The 17,066-nt window shown below is 56.7% G+C and carries 24 protein-coding genes; 19 read left to right on the top strand and 5 right to left on the bottom strand.

What is annotated here, in order from left to right:
• From Q7U39_05555 to Q7U39_05545, 3 genes are all read left to right on the top strand, one after another.
• On the top strand, positions 1–283 hold a 283-nt coding region (locus tag Q7U39_05555; protein ID MDO9117401.1), incomplete at its 5' end, for a nitrate oxidoreductase subunit beta.
• A 284-nt stretch (positions 284–567) separates the two neighbouring features.
• On the top strand, positions 568–897 hold the full coding sequence (locus Q7U39_05550) for a hypothetical protein (protein MDO9117400.1): 330 nt from the start codon (positions 568–570) through the stop codon (positions 895–897).
• A gap of 80 nt (positions 898–977) precedes the next feature.
• Positions 978–1,346, top strand: a complete 369-nt coding sequence (locus Q7U39_05545) for a hypothetical protein (GenBank protein MDO9117399.1) — start codon at positions 978–980, stop codon at positions 1,344–1,346.
• 787 nt (positions 1,347–2,133) lie between these two features.
• On the opposite strand, the gene Q7U39_05540 is transcribed toward Q7U39_05545, so the two are convergent.
• Positions 2,134–2,397 carry a Trm112 family protein gene (locus tag Q7U39_05540; protein ID MDO9117398.1) on the bottom strand — a complete coding sequence of 88 codons (264 nt, stop codon included), beginning with the start codon at positions 2,395–2,397 and terminating at the stop codon, positions 2,134–2,136.
• A gap of 167 nt (positions 2,398–2,564) precedes the next feature.
• On the opposite strand from Q7U39_05540, the gene Q7U39_05535 reads away from it, so the two are divergent.
• From Q7U39_05535 to Q7U39_05480, 12 genes are all read left to right on the top strand, one after another.
• A complete protein-coding gene (locus tag Q7U39_05535; GenBank protein ID MDO9117397.1) occupies positions 2,565–3,188 on the top strand; it encodes a DUF502 domain-containing protein in 624 nt (207 codons plus the stop codon).
• The gene (locus Q7U39_05530) at positions 3,185–3,700 is read left to right on the top strand and encodes a GNAT family N-acetyltransferase (protein MDO9117396.1); all 516 of its coding nucleotides are present in this window, start codon (positions 3,185–3,187) and stop codon (positions 3,698–3,700) included. Before Q7U39_05535 ends, Q7U39_05530 begins: the two co-directional genes overlap by 4 nt.
• A gap of 39 nt (positions 3,701–3,739) precedes the next feature.
• Positions 3,740–4,102 (top strand): hypothetical protein, encoded by a 363-nt coding sequence (locus Q7U39_05525; GenBank protein ID MDO9117395.1) that lies wholly within the window; start codon positions 3,740–3,742, stop codon positions 4,100–4,102.
• Between the two features lies 1 nt (position 4,103).
• Entirely contained in the window at positions 4,104–4,529 is a 426-nt protein-coding gene (locus Q7U39_05520; protein ID MDO9117394.1) for a hypothetical protein, read from the top strand.
• A gap of 66 nt (positions 4,530–4,595) precedes the next feature.
• Entirely contained in the window at positions 4,596–5,447 is an 852-nt protein-coding gene (locus Q7U39_05515) for a TIGR00730 family Rossman fold protein (GenBank protein ID MDO9117393.1), read from the top strand.
• Entirely contained in the window at positions 5,444–6,841 is a 1,398-nt protein-coding gene (locus tag Q7U39_05510) for an MBL fold metallo-hydrolase (protein MDO9117392.1), read from the top strand. Before Q7U39_05515 ends, Q7U39_05510 begins: the two co-directional genes overlap by 4 nt.
• Positions 6,831–8,024 carry a P1 family peptidase gene (locus tag Q7U39_05505; protein MDO9117391.1) on the top strand — a complete coding sequence of 398 codons (1,194 nt, stop codon included), beginning with the start codon at positions 6,831–6,833 and terminating at the stop codon, positions 8,022–8,024. Before Q7U39_05510 ends, Q7U39_05505 begins: the two co-directional genes overlap by 11 nt.
• Positions 8,025–8,206: 182 nt before the next feature.
• Positions 8,207–8,434, top strand: coding sequence for a hypothetical protein (locus Q7U39_05500; protein ID MDO9117390.1), 228 nt, complete (start codon positions 8,207–8,209; stop codon positions 8,432–8,434).
• Positions 8,435–8,450: 16 nt separating this feature from the next.
• Entirely contained in the window at positions 8,451–9,677 is a 1,227-nt protein-coding gene (locus Q7U39_05495) for an FIST N-terminal domain-containing protein (protein ID MDO9117389.1), read from the top strand.
• A 74-nt stretch (positions 9,678–9,751) separates the two neighbouring features.
• Entirely contained in the window at positions 9,752–10,126 is a 375-nt protein-coding gene (locus tag Q7U39_05490; protein MDO9117388.1) for an FKBP-type peptidyl-prolyl cis-trans isomerase, read from the top strand.
• A gap of 12 nt (positions 10,127–10,138) precedes the next feature.
• Positions 10,139–11,239, top strand: coding sequence for a glycine cleavage system aminomethyltransferase GcvT (gene gcvT / locus Q7U39_05485; protein ID MDO9117387.1), 1,101 nt, complete (start codon positions 10,139–10,141; stop codon positions 11,237–11,239).
• A 10-nt stretch (positions 11,240–11,249) separates the two neighbouring features.
• Positions 11,250–11,765, top strand: coding sequence for an NUDIX hydrolase (locus tag Q7U39_05480; protein MDO9117386.1), 516 nt, complete (start codon positions 11,250–11,252; stop codon positions 11,763–11,765).
• 75 nt (positions 11,766–11,840) lie between these two features.
• On the opposite strand, the gene Q7U39_05475 is transcribed toward Q7U39_05480, so the two are convergent.
• Positions 11,841–12,059: a hypothetical protein gene (locus Q7U39_05475; GenBank protein ID MDO9117385.1), complete on the bottom strand. Its 219-nt coding sequence runs from the start codon at positions 12,057–12,059 to the stop codon at positions 11,841–11,843.
• Positions 12,060–12,281: 222 nt separating this feature from the next.
• Here Q7U39_05475 and Q7U39_05470 point away from each other — a divergent pair, with 222 nt between their 5' ends.
• The 4 genes from Q7U39_05470 (at position 12,282) to Q7U39_05455 (ending at position 15,479) form a co-directional block, all read left to right on the top strand.
• Complete coding sequence (locus tag Q7U39_05470; protein MDO9117384.1) at positions 12,282–12,830, top strand: mismatch-specific DNA-glycosylase; 549 nt, start codon at positions 12,282–12,284, stop codon at positions 12,828–12,830.
• Positions 12,831–13,082: 252 nt separating this feature from the next.
• Positions 13,083–13,685: a hypothetical protein gene (locus Q7U39_05465; protein MDO9117383.1), complete on the top strand. Its 603-nt coding sequence runs from the start codon at positions 13,083–13,085 to the stop codon at positions 13,683–13,685.
• A 187-nt stretch (positions 13,686–13,872) separates the two neighbouring features.
• Entirely contained in the window at positions 13,873–14,520 is a 648-nt protein-coding gene (locus tag Q7U39_05460) for a hypothetical protein (GenBank protein MDO9117382.1), read from the top strand.
• A gap of 179 nt (positions 14,521–14,699) precedes the next feature.
• The gene (locus Q7U39_05455; GenBank protein ID MDO9117381.1) at positions 14,700–15,479 is read left to right on the top strand and encodes an enoyl-ACP reductase; all 780 of its coding nucleotides are present in this window, start codon (positions 14,700–14,702) and stop codon (positions 15,477–15,479) included.
• Positions 15,480–15,553: 74 nt separating this feature from the next.
• On the opposite strand, the gene arfB is transcribed toward Q7U39_05455, so the two are convergent.
• From arfB to Q7U39_05440, 3 genes are all read right to left on the bottom strand, one after another.
• The gene (gene arfB, locus Q7U39_05450) at positions 15,554–15,964 is read right to left on the bottom strand and encodes an alternative ribosome rescue aminoacyl-tRNA hydrolase ArfB (GenBank protein ID MDO9117380.1); all 411 of its coding nucleotides are present in this window, start codon (positions 15,962–15,964) and stop codon (positions 15,554–15,556) included.
• A 96-nt stretch (positions 15,965–16,060) separates the two neighbouring features.
• Complete coding sequence (locus tag Q7U39_05445) at positions 16,061–16,285, bottom strand: hypothetical protein (protein MDO9117379.1); 225 nt, start codon at positions 16,283–16,285, stop codon at positions 16,061–16,063.
• Between the two features lie 188 nt (positions 16,286–16,473).
• Positions 16,474–16,995, bottom strand: coding sequence for a hypothetical protein (locus Q7U39_05440; GenBank protein ID MDO9117378.1), 522 nt, complete (start codon positions 16,993–16,995; stop codon positions 16,474–16,476).
• Positions 16,996–17,066: the final 71 nt, after the last annotated feature.

The following is a 17,066-nucleotide window of genomic DNA, read 5'->3' as shown; positions in this document are numbered from 1 at the left end:
GCAGATGTTTGGCCCGGGCGTGGACAACGCCATCGAGAAGTATCTCGTGCCCAGCCGCGAACTGTTGGCGGTCCTCCAGCTCTGGAGAGCCAGTCAGCAGATCGTCTTCCGGTACGACGTCATCCCTGGTCCGAAGGTGTTTGAGACCCAGATCCACGGTAAGCGTTTCGAGATGTACAACGATACCGTCCTGGGCTTCAACAAGTCGGGCAAGGAAGTGGCGCGTATTCAGGTCGAAGAGCCGATCTACATTCGGCCGGCCGAGCGCGTAACCTGGCTGTAATTTAAGTCAGGATCGCTTCAGTGAGGGGCGGGGTTCCTTCGGGAACTCCGCCCCTCACCTATTTTGAGAGAAGTCTGTGGTCGGATTTTCCTGCTCATTCATCCTCATATTTTTGAGGAGTCACTCAATGGACTGTCGAAGTAGTTCTCTTTGACCCCGCTGTCCATGCCATATCAGCCTTTTGGTCCAGATAACTGGCCCATCTGTACACTTGACGGGTTCCCAGGCCTCACGTACAGTCAAAAGATGCTTCCTATTCCCGCGATGATCGTGGAGGAACTTGGGTGACTGGTCAGCCAAAACCATCTGTTCCATTCGCTGCACAAGCGGTCCCCTTTGATGAGCTTTTGGCGTCAGGGAAAATTCCGCAAGAATATGTCGCCACTGAGTATTTAGGGCAACAGTTCGTGGAGCGGCTGGTTCACTATATTCTCAGCGTTCCGGCAGGTAGTTACACGATGGCGCAATTGAGCCATTTACTTGAACAGCTTGACCCGCGCGCCCAGGTGTTTTTCTTCAAGCGCCTGAAAGAAACCAGCCCCGACAGCCTGAAAGATTTTGCGCCGCTCTACTATGGCTTTATGAACGAATTCCATTCCCTTCTCTTTACCTAGCCGGCGAGAAAATTTTCCTTGTTGCTAGCAGGTTCTCATGTATAATTGAGAGGTTAAACTTTTTCAGATGAAGGAGCATCATGAACTCAAGCCTGCAGCGAGCCGTCACTAGCTTCTACAACCTCATTTATGAGGCCCAAACCTTTGCGACGGCGATGGCCCGTATCGATACAGCGGAGCAAGAGCACTATGCCGGGCGTATCGAAGGTCTCAACTGGGTGCTCGATCGGTGCCAGGAACTCGAAGATATGGACACCAATCTGACGCCGTCGTCGCTTCAGCGTGTGCTGGGTGAAGTGAAGTCCGATCTCGATCATGAATTGTCGGTGCAGAGACGTGAAAAAGGGCGCCGAGCGGATGGCAGGGAAGAAGCCCTGAATTTTGTATCGGATTACCTGTCCAGTCTCATCACTGCGACCGAGATCGAGTCAGCTAAGACATCCGTCTAGATTACTGTGCGGGGCGTGTGCTTCCCGGTTCACGTCCTCTTCCCCCCTTCTACAGGCGCGTCGTATGGCCTTGGCTCGAGAGTGGATTATCTTCGCCCTCTGCCTTGGGGCAGGGGGGCATCTCGCGCTAGGCTTTGTCCTGCACGCTCCAGACATATGGCCTTGGAGCCGAGCTGGCCTGTATGGTCTCCTCAGCGGGTTGTTCATCTACGTTCTCGTGCAAGCGGTGCGCTTCCTCTGGTCACGGGTCCATACCAAACGATCTGAGCTAGAACAGGATGCCGGTGACTAGTGGGCCATTCCCTTCTATCTATTTATCCCAAACATCAATCAAGAGTCTGCCTGACTCCGTTGACCCTCGGCTTCTCCTTGCATAGAATCATCCTATGCCTGTTCCGCCCAAATGGCTTCCAAGAAAATCAGGGCCGATCGGCACGCCGATGAGGAACTCACCCGCCAAAGCGTCGCAACCGGCTGATCAATTCGGCGCACTCCAGGCGTCGCTCTTGTATTGCCCCCGTTGTCGCGTTGCCACACCCACGAGAGAACGGCTTCTGCTCGTCTTGCCATCGGGCAATCTCTATGAATACCTCTGTCAGCACTGCGGGACTTCCACCGGCTCCAAGACCGATACCCACAGTGTAGATCTCGGAATTTCAAGAGGCTAAAGCTGTCTCAGTTTAGACGGCTCGGAAGGGTAAGGCGCACCTTCCCTTGGGAGAGAATTCGGCAAGTTGCTTCGCCTGCAGTTAGACGGGGTTGGATTCACTCCGGCAAGAAACCTGCTTCATCCCACTTGTTCGAGGGTAATTCCTTCCTCGATCAGCATCACTGGAATGTTCTCACGAATGGGGTAGAAGATCTTTGCATCGGCGCGTACGAGACCGCCGTCGACTCGTTGCGTGACGCCTTGTTTGCCCCTATTCTGTAGCCCTCCCCGACCAATGGCCTCGTTGATCCGTCGAACGAGCACTTCATCTGCCAGCGAAACAGGCTGTTTCGTTTCAGGACAGCAAAGAATTGCTAACAGATCTTTGTCTATAGCCATCATGGTTCCCCTTCATCAAGCGCAGGCAATGGCGTTGAGAATTCCAGCGGTCCCTAAGAATAGTGTACCGCGTACAGTGAGTTCAAGAGCACACGGAGTTCTTCTGTAGGATGGTGGTTTCTGTTACACTTGAGCACAACTGTCAGCCAACATCATCCCAGTGGAGTGCCATGCTGCGCGATATCTGGCGAGTCTTTGCGACCGGTCTCTTCTTGCTCCTGCCAGCGTGGGCGACCTATATGATTCTCGCTGCCCTTTTTCAGACACTCGACGAAGTACTGAATAACGTGGTGGGGGATCATATGTCTCGCCACGTCCCCGGTCTTGGGCTTATCATGCTTGTTTCGCTAGTGTTAATAGTAGGAGCGCTCACGACGCATGTCATTGGCCAACGACTGATCTCTTATGTGGAGCAGAAGTTGGAGCAAATCCCTCTCGTGCGCAGCATCTATCTAACGATGAAGGGCATGACCGATATCCTGAACTTTCGGTCAAGATTCGGTCAAAGTACGGTGGTGGCCTTCCCGTTCCCTCGTGACGGACTCTGGGCGTTGGGATTTGTTATGGGAACCGCTCCCTCCGTCCTTCAAGTCGCACCGATCGATCGATTATTGATGGTTTTTGTTCCGACAGCAATCCATCCGTTTACCGGTTACCTTGCCTTTGTCCCGGAAAAGGAATTGCGTGCCCTCAATTTGCCAGCAGAGGATGCGATGAAGATGGAATTCTCTGCAGGATTGTTCAAGCCAGCGGGCGGCTGGTTACAACCTCCTCACCCACCCCGATCAGTATGACAATTCATCAAGAATGGACTATCAGGCAGGGGCGTCTCGAGGATCTCGAACGACTTGTCGCATTCAGTCAAGCGATGGCCTTAGAAACTGAGGGGAGGCAACTGGATGCCGATCGCCTTCAACGGGGAACGCGGGCTTTGCTGAACTCGACCGTTCACGGATTTTTCATGGTGGCCGAGCAGCCACAGACCAGGCGGGTAGTCGGTCAGCTGATGATCACCTATGAATGGAGCGATTGGCGCAATGCCACATTTTGGTGGATCCAAAGCGTGTATGTCGATCCGTCCTGGCGGCGACAGAGAGTCTTTCGGACCATGCATGGGAAGGTGATTGAACGAGCGAGGGCCGATCCTGGTGTCTGCGGCGTACGTCTCTATGTGGAGTCAGAAAACAGCGTCGCCCAAGACGTCTATCGACGGGTCGGTCTCAAGCCGTCATCCTATTCCGTCTTTGAAACAGATTTTGTACTGGGGCATGTCCACAGCCTAAAAGATCGTCCGGACGAAGCGTAGGGAGGAAGGTGCTATATGTCAGTAAGACGTGTTCTTGGAATGGCACTCATAGGCCTCATGTGCACGCAAGGATGTGCTTTCAGCCGAGGCACCCTCGGCGATGAAATCAGGGCCGATGCCGTCGCCTCCATCAAGAAGGGCACATCGTCAAAAGCCGAAGTGCTCGCAGCACTTGGTGCGCCTGATCGATTGCTGCAAGTCAACGGACGAGATGTCTATCAGTATTATCGGTACGATGCCAAAGCAGGAAGCCTCCTGTTGATTCTTGTCAACTTTTCACGACTCTCTATTAAAAGCGACGATTTGTTTGTGATTCTGAATCGAGAAGGAACCGTCGAGGACGTCATTGTCTCCAAGCGTACAGATGGGATGGAGTTTCGGTTCTGGCCGTTCGGAGATTGATATGGCCACTCGTCGATGGTGGGCTTGCCATAGCCTCTTGATCGTGCTCTTGTGCCTCACCGCAGCCGGCTGTAACGTCATCCGGGTTAAGTTAAATACGCCAATCACACCAAATGATGTGGCGTTCATCGAACCAGGGAAAACCACTCTCAGCGATGTCATCGGAAAGCTCGGCGTGCCGGATTCTCTTACCGACTCCTACCTTGGAGTCGTAGCCACCTATCGTTTCCTCGACATGAAGTATTCACGGGTAAACTTTGGGTGGTTGGTAAAGCCCTGGTCTCCAGTCGACCCTGACTTGATCATCTCTCGTAGCGGTTTCGGGGTTGATGCGTTCGAGCTTCTTTGTGACCAGAATTGGGTTGTGACACATCAAAGTTTTCTCCGCCAGCTTTCCGGCCCACGATTCAATCCGTATCCCTTCTGAACCCTTGCCCGAGCACGACCGTTTCTCCATTTGCTGCCCCCTACTCCTCCCTTTATAATGCCGGTCATGGACTCTCCTGAAGATTATTCCCTCTCCGACGCCATTCTCGCTTCCTCGTCCTATATCCCTGCCGACAAGGACACTGAGTTTCTCCAACGAGCTGAACTTCGCTCCGTCCGCATCGGGCTTGAGCTTTTGAAGCCGGAGCTTATTCAGAGGGAGCAGGGGATTCAATCCACGATCGTGGTATTCGGGAGCGCCCGATTACAGGAGCCCGTTGCAGCGGAGGCGGCCCTGCTCACGGCCGAACGAGCAGCGGCTCAGCAGCCGAATGATCAAGCCTTCCAGCGCTCCGTCTCAGTCGCCAAGCGCCAACAAGAACTCTCCAAGTATTACGAGGTCGCACGTGAGTTTGCCCGGTTAGTATCCAGTTCCTGCCAGATAGACGGGCGATGTGAGTATGTCATCGTGACAGGCGGGGGACCGGGTATCATGGAAGCGGCCAATCGTGGAGCGGCAGATGTGCAGGCCAAGTCCATCGGGTTGAACATTACCCTGCCGCACGAGCAGCGCCCGAATCCCTACATCACACCAGAGTTGTGTTTTCAGTTTCGTTATTTCGCCCTTCGTAAGATGCACTTTCTCATTCGTGCGAAAGCCCTGGTTGCATTTCCCGGGGGGTTCGGCACGCTCGATGAATTGTTTGAAACATTGACTCTCATCCAAACCGGCAAAGTGACCGGGGTCAGTGTTGTGCTGGTTGGTCGGGCATTCTGGGAGCGGTTGATCAATTGGGAATTCCTTGTGGAGGAAGGACTGATTGGGCCTCAAGACCTGAGGCTCTTTCACTATGCGGAGACAGCGCAGGAAGCATGGGATTTAATTGCCCGTAATCATGATGTGAGGCCAAAGGAATGAAACTCTCCTTTCATGGCGCGGCGCGTTCGGTAACCGGGAGCCGGCACCTGATCGAGACGTCCAGCTGCCGGCTCCTGTTGGATTGCGGCATGTTTCAAGGCAGGCGGGAAGAAGCGGCGATCCAGAATCGTGAGCTCGGCTTTGATCCCAAGGGATTGTCCGCCGTCCTCCTCTCGCACGCTCACATCGATCATTCCGGTGCCCTGCCGATGTTGATGCAACAGCGCTTTTCCGGCAAAGTCCACCTCACGCGCGCGACCGCGGATCTCACCGCGATTATGTTGCAGGATGCGGCCAGGATTCAGGAAAGCGACTGCCGCTATGTGAATAAAAAAGAGCGGCGGAGGGGCAAGAAGTGCGTGCAGCCTCTATTCGATAGCGATGACGTCGAGGCCATCACCAGGCGTTTTGTCGGCGAGCGTTATCATGATGCGGTCAAGATTGCCCCCCGAGTCACGGCGACGTTTCACGATGCCGGGCATATCCTCGGATCGGCCGCGGTCCGTGTGAAGTATACGGTTCGAGGAAATACGACCACCGTCCTCTTTAGCGGCGATCTGGGCCGATCGCATATGCCGATTTTGCGCGATCCCGAACCGCCACCTTCCTGTGACGTGCTCATTCTGGAATCGACTTACGGCGACCGTCTGCACGACCAAGCCGGCGAGGCGATGAAAACAAAGGCTGAGGAACTAATCGCCCACGCCAAAGCGCACAAGAGCAAGATCATCGTGCCGGCCTTTGCCGTCGGGCGAACGCAGGAGCTCGTCATGCGGATCAAAGAACTCGTCGCCGAGGATCGCATTGATCCGATTCCCATCTATATTGATTCTCCGCTGGCATCCAGGGCCACCGAGGTGTTTCGCCGTCATCCTGAATGCTATGACGAGGAAACCTACCGCACGTTTACGGAAGACGGCGATCCCTTCGCATCGCGCTATATCCGCTTTGTCTCGTCGCCGGACGACAGCAAACGACTCAATGCGATGAAGGGGCCGATGATTATTATCTCCTCTTCAGGCATGTGTGAGGGAGGCCGTGTCCTCCATCATTTGAAACACGCCATTGAAGATGAAGCCAACGTCATCGTGTTCGTCGGCTTTCAAGCCGAACACACGCTGGGGCGCAAGCTCGTCGAAGGCTGGGACGTGGTCCCGATCTTCGGGGTGCCGACGAAACGGCGAGCGCAGGTCGTGAAATTCAACGGACTCTCGGCCCATGCCGATCGCAACGATCTCCTGGCCTACGTACGCGCCATCAATCCGCTCCCCAGCAAAGTCTTTATCGTCCACGGCGAAGAGAAGCAGGCCCTGTCGTTAGGCGTGGCGATTCAGAGTGAACATCCCTCCATCGACGTGACTATTCCGCATCGAGGATCGAGCCATGAGATCTAGGAGGCGAGTGGCGCTGGCAGTAGCCGTTTGCCTCGCCGGACTGAGCGGCTGGTCGATGGCGGGCGCGGCAGAGGGGACCGACGCGCGACAGCGAGTGCGCGAGTTGGGAATCATTGTCGGGAACTATGCGCCCGGTCAATTTAACGCGATCACGGATGTGCCTGGCGTCCGAGTTGGGCACCAGACCCTCATCTCCGGGGAGGGGGCGTTGAAGCCGGGACAGGGGCCGGTCCGCACGGGTGTGACGGTCATCGTTCCGCGCGAAGATGTGTGGCATAAGAAGGTGGCGGCCGGCTCCTTCGTCCTCAACGGCACGGGAGAGATGACCGGTCTGGCCTGGGTAGCGGAGTCGGGTTTTCTGGAATATCCTATCGCGCTGACGAACACCCTCAATGTGCCGCGGGTGGCGAACGGCGTCATGAGCTGGATGATCAAACAATATCCGGCGATCGGCATCGAGGATGACACGCTCACGCCGGTTGTGGCCGAATGCGATGACGGGCGCCTGAATGATATTCAAGGCCGCCACGTGTCTGAGCAGGACGTCATCGCTGCGCTCGACAGCGCGAACAGCGGCCCGGTCAAAGAAGGAACTGTCGGGGCCGGCACTGGCATGGTCTCGTATGGGTTCAAAGGCGGAATCGGTACGGCATCGCGCGCATTGCCTGAAAAAGAAGGCGGCTATACGATTGGCGTGTTGGTCAATGCGAACCACGGACGGAGACCGGAACTTGTCGTGGGAGGTGTGCCCGTTGGGAAACAGTATGCAGCGCCTCAAGCGGTAGCGGAAGCCCTCTCGCCCGGCCAGAGCGAAGGCTCGATCATCATCGTCATCGCCACCGATGCTCCGCTCGATGGTCGCCAGCTCACGCGTCTGGCCAAGCGGGCCGCACTCGGCCTCGCCCGAACGGGTTCGACCGCACGCCATGGCAGCGGCGATTTCATCCTCGCCTTCTCCACTGCCAATGTCATCCCGCACTATCCCAAAGAACCCACCTATACACTGACCCATCTCGCCGACACCCATCTGAATCCCATGATCGCGGCGACGGTCGAAGCCACTGAAGAAGCCATTCTCAACGCTCTCACCATGGCGACGACGATGGTCGGACGCGATGACCATCGCGTAGAGGCCATCAATCTGGATCGGCTCAGGGCTTTAGCATCCGGATCACGACCCTGACATTCTGGGGAAGGGATAATGGAGGGGCTTTGCAGGCCTCTGAATGCTGAGTTGATCTAGACGAGCGCGCTCCATCGCCCGCGAAGCGAGTCCGGATAGATATGGTGAAATTGGGCGCTTGCAATTCTCGCCGGTGGCTCGTTATCCTGCCTTGAAACTATAGAGCCGAGGAGTGTGCTTCGATGAATGAGTATCAAATTGGCGGCGGATTGCGTCTTCTGACGGCGGTGGAGAAGACGGAGGCCTTTGCCGAGTTTCTCAAGACGCGGATGACGCGTGCGCTGGAGACGGAAGATCCAACCGAATTGCATTACTTGCTGGCGCAGCTCGACGACTATCACTCGTATCTCTGGCGGTACTACAAGAAATTGGCGAGTGACCGATCTGAACGCATGAATCCCGGCGTGTAACGGGACAACGATCTCCATGCCCAGCTTGTCTCCGACATCCCCCATCCAGGCCGCGACGTTCCATTTCGTTTCCGCGGTGTCCCGCAATCCCGATACGGAAGCCGCCGCTCGTGATTTGGTGGATGAGGTGCGTGCCAAGTTGGGCGGCGTCACGCCCGATCTTGCGTTCGTGTTCTTTTCCTCGCACCATGTGTCTCGTGCTGAGTTGCTCGCCGAGACGATGACGGATGTGTTGGGCGCGAGAGTGTCGCTCGGCTGTAGCGGCGAAGGCGTGATTGCCGGGGCGGAGGAATTGGAAACGTCTCCCGCCGTCACCCTGTGGACGGCCTGCCTTCCCGGTGTCAGCCTCACTCCCGTCCGACTGTCATTCTCGCAAACCCAGGATCAATTTTCGTTGCCAGGCTGGCCTGAACCCGACGGGCAAGAGGGCACGTTTCTCCTCCTCGCAGATCCGTTCTCCACTCCGATGCAGGATGTCCTGAGTCTCTTGGAAGAGCGCTATCCGGGCACAGCGGCGATCGGAGGATTGGCCGGAGGCGGGCAAGATGCCGGTGAGAATCGGCTGTTTCTCGGACGGCAAACCTTTGAGAGCGGGTTGGTCGGGGTTCGGATCAGCGGCCCGATTGCGGTACGCCCGGTCATTTCACAAGGGTGCCGTCCGATCGGTGAGCGCTACGTCGTGACGAAGGCGGAGCACAATCTCGTGCACGAGATGGGCGGCACGCCGGCCTTGACGCGGCTTCAAACGGTCTTCGAGTCTCTCGGAGGCGACGATCGTCGCCGGGCGCATCGGGCACTCCACGTCGGCATCGTGATCGACGAGCATCGCAATCGGTTTGAACGGGGCGACTTTCTCATCCGCAATTTGGTGGGCGCCGACCAAACGACCGGTGCGGTGGCCATCGGCGATGTGGTGCAGGAAGGACAGACGGTCCAGTTTCACCTTCGCGATGCCAAGTCGGCGAGCGAAGATCTCCATTTGCTACTCGCGGCCGATCGCGCGCGGCATCCGAACGCACCGCTCGGGGCCCTCGTGTTTAGCTGCTGCGGGCGTGGTCAGGGGCTGTTCGGGCGTCCGCATCATGATTCGGGCGTGCTGACGGAGCGATTGGGGCAGATTCCGGTTGCCGGGTTCTTTGCTCAAGGCGAGATCGGCCCGGTCGGCGGGCGCAACTTTCTTCACGGGTACACCGCCAGCATGGCGCTGTTTGCCCAACCGGCATCCAAGGCAGGGGCGCAATGAATAAACTATTTCGAGCCATCGTGTTCGGCGCAATCATCGTGACGTGTAGTCCATCTATGGGAGTAGGAGGCAGCATGAGCGGGAGCGAATCATCGGCATCGGAAGGGAAAGAAATTACGACGTCATCCGGCTTGCAGTACATCGATCAAGTTATGGGAACCGGTGACACTGCGAAGGCGGGACAGACGGTCTCCGTTCATTACACCGGCTGGCTCACGAATGGAAAGAAGTTCGATAGTTCCGTGGACCGTGGACAGCCCTTCTCGTTCCGGCTCGGTGTGGGCCAGGTGATCAAGGGTTGGGATGAGGGTGTGCAAGGGATGAAAATCGGCGGGAAGCGCAAGCTGACGATCCCCTCGAACCTCGGCTACGGGGCGCGTGGAGCCGGTGGGCTCATTCCTCCTCATGCCACGCTCGTGTTCGATGTTGAATTACTTGGAGTGCAGTAACCGGTCAAACCGATGAAACAGACGCCACTCATTGCGCAACATCGCGCTGCCGGGGCTAAATTGGTCGATTTTGCCGGCTGGGAGATGCCCATCCAGTATTCGGGCGTACTGGGCGAGTACTATACCGTCCGCAGCAAGGCCGGACTCTTTGACGTGAGCCATATGGGCCGGCTGATGGTATCGGGAGTCGGCGCACTGGCGTTTCTCCAAGCGGTCACGACGAATGATGTGGCGAAGCTGGCGGTCGGTCAGGCGCACTATTCCATGGTGTGCAATAACGATGGCGGAATCAAGGACGACATCTTTGTCTATCGGTTGAAGCAGGCGGACTATCTGCTCTGTGTCAATGCGTCGAATCGTGGCAAGGTGCTGACCTGGCTACAAGCCCACCCGCGTGACGCGAACGTCGTCCTGGAAGACCATTCTGATCGGATGGCCCAAATCGCTCTTCAGGGGCCAATTTCCAAAGACATTATGATCGCCTTGGGTGGCACAGAGGTGACGACACTGAAGCTTCACCACACCTGCGAGGCGACGCTGGCGTCGATTCCCACTCTCATCGCGCGGACCGGTTATACCGGTGAGCTTGGGTATGAGTTGTATGTCCCGTCCGATCGTGTCGGGCTGCTGTGGGAGCGGATCGTTGAAGCAGGAGCTTCGAAAGGACTGAAGCCGGCCGGATTGGGCTCGCGCGACCTGCTTCGCCTGGAGATGGGCTATCTCCTCTACGGCAACGACATCGATGAAACGACCACTCCGATCGAGGCGGCCGTTGAGTGGACGGTGAGCGTCGAGAAGGGTGATTTCGCCGGGCGTGCGAAGCTGGTTGCGCAGAAGGACGGCGGACCGGCCAAGCGCTTTGTCGGATTTGAATTATTGGAAAAGGCTGTGCCTCGACATGGGTGCAAGATTCTGGATGCCCGCTCCTCTGAACCCATCGGTGAGGTATCCAGCGGAAATCTTTCACCGATCCTGCAGAAGGGGATTGGTCTGGGCTATGTACCATGTGCACTGTCGGCCATCGGCACGCGGATCACGATTGATATTCGAGGGAAAGCCGTCCCCGCGCAGATTGTGAAAACACCGTTCTATCGAAAGCCCAAGAGTACGTAACGGACAGGCCGTGACCAAGCATATCTACAAAGGCCGGGTCGTCACGCTGAACATCGATACGGTCACCTTGCCGAACGGCGTGACGGTCGATCTGGAAACGATTCGTCATCCAGGCGCATCGGCCGTCGTTCCGATGAAAGACGATGGCACGGTGGTGCTGATCCGTCAGTTCCGCCACGCAGCCGGCGGGTTTATTTATGAGATTCCCGCAGGCAAGCTCAATCCAGGAGAAGATCCGCTGAGCTGTGCGGCGCGAGAACTGGAAGAAGAGATCGGCTATCGGGCGACGACACTCTCGCTGCTTTCCAGCATTTTCACTGCGCCGGGGTTTGCCGACGAAGTGATTCACGTCTACAAGGCGACGGGGCTCACGCAGGGAAGGCAACAGCTCGATCGGGATGAAGTCCTGGACGTGATTGAGATGCCGCTGGCCGACGCGATCAGAAAGATCGAAGACGGGACGATCCGGGATGCCAAGACGATTGTGGGATTGCAGGCGGTCTATATCAGAGAGGCGATGCGGTAGGGGAACCGCCCGAGAGGTCTCCCGCGTGAAGCGGGAAACCTCTCAAGCCAGCTAGCCTCGCCAAATGGACGGAAGTTACTTGTCCTTCTTCTCGTCCTTCTTCTTCTCTTCGCCGAACACCACGTGGCCGCCCTTCTTCTCGTCTTTCTTGTCTTTCTTCTCTTCGCCATAGACCATCACGTGGCCACCCTTCTTCTCATCCTTCTTGTCCTTCTTCTCTTCGCCGGCGAAGGAAGGGGCGCTGAACGAAACGGCCACTGCCACTGCCATGACTGCCATCAACATGCTCTTCATAGTAAATCCCTCCAGAAAGGTTGTTGAGATCCGTGCCGCTAATCGGGCACTGCCCAGGTGTTGAGCAAGCCGCATGCCGAATGTTATACGCGTGTAGTTTGTCTATATATTCAGATAGTTACGTAGCTCCTCTAATCTGGCCATGAAGGGGAATTCCTTCTTATTCCTGTGGCGGATTGGCTGAGTCCCCACTAAACTGCCTCAATCAAGATCGGGGGTGACGTGGACAGAGGAGCGAGACTGTCCGACCGTATTCAACCAGGCGTGAGGATCCTCTTTGTCGGGATCAATCCTGGTCTGCGGTCGGCTCAGATGGGACATCATTTCGCCGGCCCTTCCAATCGTTTCTGGAAGCTGCTCCATGAGTCTCGGCTGGTCACAGAGCCACTGACGTTCAAGGAAGATCGTAGACTTCCTGATTGGGGACTTGGCCTGACGAATATCGTCGGCCGCCCAAGCCGCGGGATCGACAGTCTTTCGCCCCAAGAATATCGTAACGGTATGGCGGCCCTGACCCGAAAAGTTCGGAAGTATCGGCCACGCATTGTGGCGCTGCTGGGCATCACGATCTACCGCATCATGTACGGGTCAGAACTATCTTTACCGGCACGGATTCCTTTGGGCCCCACCAGCAGCGATATTGCCGGGGTGCCAATCTTTCTCTTGCCTAATCCCAGCGGCCGCAATGCCCACTACGGGTATGCAGACATGCTCGCCGCGTTTCGAGCGCTTCAATCCCTCGCCGGCCAATCGGCGGTTCCCGACATGTGAGTTTTTATCGTTTTCTTTGTCAGGACAATCAGTCTCGACTACAGTCGAGGCATGCATGCACCATTGCCGCTCACACCGCATCCCGTGAGGACCTGTCCGAAGTGCGGAGTCGATCAGCAGGGAGACCTTGAGTGTCTCCGGTGCGGAATCGTGTTTGCGAAGTACAAGGTTCCAGCGCCATCAGTGCGGGCTTCCCTGGAAACCAGCGAACCAGTCGAAATCGTCTCTCCCCAGCGCAATAGGATCAGTCGGATGTTCCGCGTGCTTCCGTGGATGTCCCTGACAATGACCCTCGGGGTGCTGCTCGCGATTCTCCGGCAAGCCCCGGCCTTGCCGATACAATCGGATCCCCAGGCTGCCGACCGAGTGGCCGAGAAGATGGCCTTGCTCCAACAGTCGATCCAGATCAACCGCGCGGCCCACGTCGCGCTGAGCGAAGCCGAGCTGAATCAATGGATGCGCGACAACCTTGCTATTGCGTCAGCCCATCAAGCCCAGCAGGCCGGGCTCTCTGTTCCAGCGGGAAGTGCGGCGACCGTTGAAGAGGTACAGTCCGCGCTGAAAGACGTTCGGATGAATCTGGCCGGCAATCAACTCAAAGCCTACGCCCTGTTTCACATCTACGGGAAAGATATTTCCCTACAGCTTGATGGGACCTTGGAGACCCGAGATGGATATGTGCGTCTGACCCCGACGGCGGGGAAGCTCGGAGCCTTGCCGATTCCACAAGCTACGCTCGGCCATGTGGTTGCCCAGCTGTTTGAGTCCCCCCAGAATCGTGAAAAATTCCAGCTCCCCCCGCAGATTTCATCGGTCCACGTTGAGAATAGTACCCTTGTTATCACCTCACGATAACGTTTGCCTCACCCCCTAGTTGTTGTATTTTCACCGCAGCCTGTTTTCTTCCTGCCACAGGACGTCTGGAGTTAGACGGAGCCGGATGGTAAAATGAAACAAATTCAGATGCTTTTTCTTGCTTGTCCCTGGCACCGGCCTTGCTGTATAAAAACCGACGATTGTGCTTCCCGCTCTAGGAGGAGTCATGCAGCGAGTCGGTCTTGTCATCTTCGCATCAATCGCATTTTGGATTGGGAGCACGACCTCCGGCGAGGCCCAGCCGACCACCCAGGACTTCATTGCCGGAGCCTTGCAAGCCTGCCACGACGGGCGGATTGCGCCGGACCGAGCTACTCGAGCGGCTCTCTACGAGAAGGGGCAGTCCTTGGGGGAGCAAGCCGTTGCGGCTGACGAGCAGTCTGCCGATGCCCACTTTGCCTTGTTCTGCAATCTCGGGGAATTGATGCGCATCGACGGCGAGATGAGCCTGTCTTCCGTGTTTGGATTTCGACGCATGATGAAGGAGCTCAATCGGGCTCTCGAACTCAAGCCCGATCATCTCGATGCCCTCTCTGCCAGAGGAACGCTACTGGTACGACTTCCGTCCATGCTGGGCGGCGATCCGGAGAAGGGTGAACAGGTGCTTCGTCATGTCATTCACGAGGTGCCGGAAGCCGTCAACGCGCGGATCAGCCTGGCAAAGAGCTATTGTAAGCGAGGCCGCCATCAGGATGCCGTGACGCTCGCGACGGAGGCATTGACGTTGGCGAAGGCGCAACAACTCGACGACTTTATTCCGGAAGCCTCCAAGGTGGTCGCACAGCTCCATGCCGTGGGAAACAAAGGAAACTAAGTCGCCCCCCTCTCAACCCACCCTCCTAGAACCGCTCCGCAAATCGTGCTATCTTCAGCCATCGGTTGCCTGGCTTTCTCGATCGTCACACATCAATCGTAATTGGTAATGAGGTGAAGACCTTCAGGCGTGCCACGCAACAGTCGTCTTCTCTTTAAGCGCAAGGAGTACCCACAATTATGTTATTGAGTGGCAAAAAAGGGCTCATTATTGGCGTCGCCAACAAGCACAGTATCGCCTGGGCCATTGCCCAGTCTGCCGCCAGTCAAGGCGCCACGCTCATGTTCAACTACCAGAATGAACGGTTGCGGGAGAATGTGGAAGAACTCGTCGCGACGATGCCCGGCGCAAAGGCGTTTCCCTGTGACGCCGGCGATGACGCGCAGATTACGACCATGATGCAGAACGTGGGCAAAGAAGTCGGCACGCTCGATTTCCTCGTTCACTCCATTGCTTTTGCCCCTCGTGAAGAACTCACGGGACAATTTGTGAACACCACGCGTCAGGGGTTCGCGACGGCGTTAGACGTCAGCGCCTATTCACTGGTCGCCGTGACACGCGCCGCGCTGCCTCTTATGACCAATGGCGGGTCCGTCGTCACGCTGACCTACCTCGGCGCAGAACGTGTCGTGCCGCACTACAATGTCATGGGCGTGGCCAAGGCCGCGCTGGAAGCCACTGTCCGCTACTTGGCGAACGATCTCGGTCCTAAGAACATCCGCGTGAACGCGATTTCTGCCGGGCCGATTAAAACATTGGCTGCCCGGGGAGTGTCCGGCATCAGCAAAATGGTCGATCACCACAAAGAGTTTGCCCCGTTGCGCCGCGCAACCGAGCAAGGGGAAGTCGGTGACACCGCGTTGTTTCTCGTCAGTCCACTAGGGCGAGGTATTACCGGTGAGGTGATCTACGTGGATGGTGGGTACAATATTCTGGGGTCACTCGCCTCAGTCGAGTAATCTGTCAATCGACGGTCGTCATTCGTCAACTGTGGGGGAATGATGCAGCTTGCCCTATAGCTGGCGAATGACGGCTACTCGATCGTTCCTCTCAGTGCCTTCAGCCGTCCCTGCTTCTTTTTACTTTCGATCCGCCTGGTCTGAGACCCCTTTGTCGGTTTCGTGGCTCGTCGCGTCTTGCGAGGGATGGCCACGCTCTTGATCAAGAGGCAGAGCCGTTCCAGCGCATCCTCCCGATTCCGCTCTTGCGTGCGGTGCTGCTGAGCTTTGATCGTAATAACCCCATCCTGCGACACACGGTGGTCTTTGAGCTTCAACAATTCCTGCTTGTAAAACGGAGGCAGGGAAGACGCCTTGATATCAAACTGGAGATGGATCGCGGTCGAGACCTTATTGACGTTCTGTCCGCCTGCTCCTTGCGAACGCATCGCGTGAAGCTGAATTTCTGAATCGGGGATAATGACGTGTGAGGAAATGTGCAGCATAGGAACTATAGTCTACTGTAGTCAGCTCCTAGTCGTCATGTTCTCTTCGGAGTTGTCGCAGGACAACTATGGGGAAGGTGGTGCCGAAACCGGTGATTACTGCAGCTCCGGAACACGGTCGATGATGCGAAGCCGGACGTCGTCGCCGAGTTGGATTTGAACCATTTTGGTCGAAAGGTTTTCGCGGACTTGATTCACGTCGTTCACGGTGAATTGGATTTGACCGCCGCAGCGCTCGACGAGATGATAGAGCAACAGCGTGGTGAGGTAGCTGACTTCTTCGTCGTTGGCGTGCTCGCTGAAATTCAATATTTGAGGCATGATGGTCTCAACATCTCCCTGTGGTGAAGATCCGTTATCGCCGAAGCGGGGTCGATCGCACAATGCCCCAAAAGAAGGGGAGCGGCAAGCGACAGTTTTGTACAATTGAAGGAGCCAACGGGTGAATGCCGTTTGTCAGGCTGTCCGGGAGTCGCAGAGCTGTTAGGCCGTTCGCGGTGAGGGCGCTCTTACGGAGACGGTGAGCTGCCCGCGGCCGGGATGAATTGCACATGATCAGCCAGTTGGTCGAGGAGGGAGAGGGTTATCGATGGTTCCTTTTGCGGCCTTGCATGGAGAAAAAGAATTCCCTGCAAGTCTGGTACCATGATCGCCATGCCTCGACCAGTTAAGGAGCCTGCCACGTAGGTTGCCGTGAATGTGCTCCCCTTGCGGGCGACGGGCCCTGCCGGCTCAAACACCAGTGTCTCGGAAATTGGTTGCGGTTCTCCGAGTAGGGCAAAGAGGTCATCTTCTGTCTGGTTGAGAATTGCGAACGCGAGGACAAATCCAGCCTCCTTTTCTGAGACCAGGAGGACGGCGGCCAGGTTGTCCAGTTGCTCACCGCGCCATCCTGTTGGAATGAGAAAAGAAGCGACGCCGTTTGGCACGCGAACGCGGGTGCCGGCGCGATAGCTCTGCCCCGCTTGCATGTCGACAGTGGTTGTGCGGGCCGGTGGGGATTGTGCCCAACTGCCTGGTACCCCCAGCACGAGACAACACAGGATAGCCAAAGCTGTGCGGGTGGAGATCGTGACGGTCATTCCATGTATAGGCAAGAACC

Source organism: Nitrospira sp. (assembly GCA_030653545.1).
Classification (GTDB): domain Bacteria; phylum Nitrospirota; class Nitrospiria; order Nitrospirales; family Nitrospiraceae; genus Nitrospira_D.
The sequence above is the reverse complement of the archived record's forward strand: the minus strand, read 5'-3'. Positions and strand labels throughout refer to the sequence as shown.

Bases quoted from the DNA above. Each gene is read 5' to 3' on its own strand.
- Q7U39_05545 (MDO9117399.1), top strand. From the start codon at position 978: ATGAACTCAAGCCTGCAGCGAGCCGTCACTAGCTTCTACAACCTCATT.
- Q7U39_05540 (MDO9117398.1), bottom strand. From the start codon at position 2,397: ATGATGGCTATAGACAAAGATCTGTTAGCAATTCTTTGCTGTCCTGAA.
- Q7U39_05535 (MDO9117397.1), top strand. From the start codon at position 2,565: ATGCTGCGCGATATCTGGCGAGTCTTTGCGACCGGTCTCTTCTTGCTC.
- Q7U39_05530 (MDO9117396.1), top strand. From the start codon at position 3,185: ATGACAATTCATCAAGAATGGACTATCAGGCAGGGGCGTCTCGAGGAT.
- Q7U39_05525 (MDO9117395.1), top strand. From the start codon at position 3,740: ATGGCACTCATAGGCCTCATGTGCACGCAAGGATGTGCTTTCAGCCGA.
- Q7U39_05520 (MDO9117394.1), top strand. From the start codon at position 4,104: ATGGCCACTCGTCGATGGTGGGCTTGCCATAGCCTCTTGATCGTGCTC.
- Q7U39_05515 (MDO9117393.1), top strand. From the start codon at position 4,596: ATGGACTCTCCTGAAGATTATTCCCTCTCCGACGCCATTCTCGCTTCC.
- Q7U39_05510 (MDO9117392.1), top strand. From the start codon at position 5,444: ATGAAACTCTCCTTTCATGGCGCGGCGCGTTCGGTAACCGGGAGCCGG.
- Q7U39_05505 (MDO9117391.1), top strand. From the start codon at position 6,831: ATGAGATCTAGGAGGCGAGTGGCGCTGGCAGTAGCCGTTTGCCTCGCC.
- Q7U39_05500 (MDO9117390.1), top strand. From the start codon at position 8,207: ATGAATGAGTATCAAATTGGCGGCGGATTGCGTCTTCTGACGGCGGTG.
- Q7U39_05495 (MDO9117389.1), top strand. From the start codon at position 8,451: ATGCCCAGCTTGTCTCCGACATCCCCCATCCAGGCCGCGACGTTCCAT.
- Q7U39_05490 (MDO9117388.1), top strand. From the start codon at position 9,752: ATGAGCGGGAGCGAATCATCGGCATCGGAAGGGAAAGAAATTACGACG.
- gcvT (MDO9117387.1), top strand. From the start codon at position 10,139: ATGAAACAGACGCCACTCATTGCGCAACATCGCGCTGCCGGGGCTAAA.
- Q7U39_05475 (MDO9117385.1), bottom strand. From the start codon at position 12,059: ATGAAGAGCATGTTGATGGCAGTCATGGCAGTGGCAGTGGCCGTTTCG.
- Q7U39_05465 (MDO9117383.1), top strand. From the start codon at position 13,083: ATGTTCCGCGTGCTTCCGTGGATGTCCCTGACAATGACCCTCGGGGTG.
- Q7U39_05460 (MDO9117382.1), top strand. From the start codon at position 13,873: ATGCAGCGAGTCGGTCTTGTCATCTTCGCATCAATCGCATTTTGGATT.
- Q7U39_05455 (MDO9117381.1), top strand. From the start codon at position 14,700: ATGTTATTGAGTGGCAAAAAAGGGCTCATTATTGGCGTCGCCAACAAG.
- arfB (MDO9117380.1), bottom strand. From the start codon at position 15,964: ATGCTGCACATTTCCTCACACGTCATTATCCCCGATTCAGAAATTCAG.
- Q7U39_05445 (MDO9117379.1), bottom strand. From the start codon at position 16,285: ATGCCTCAAATATTGAATTTCAGCGAGCACGCCAACGACGAAGAAGTC.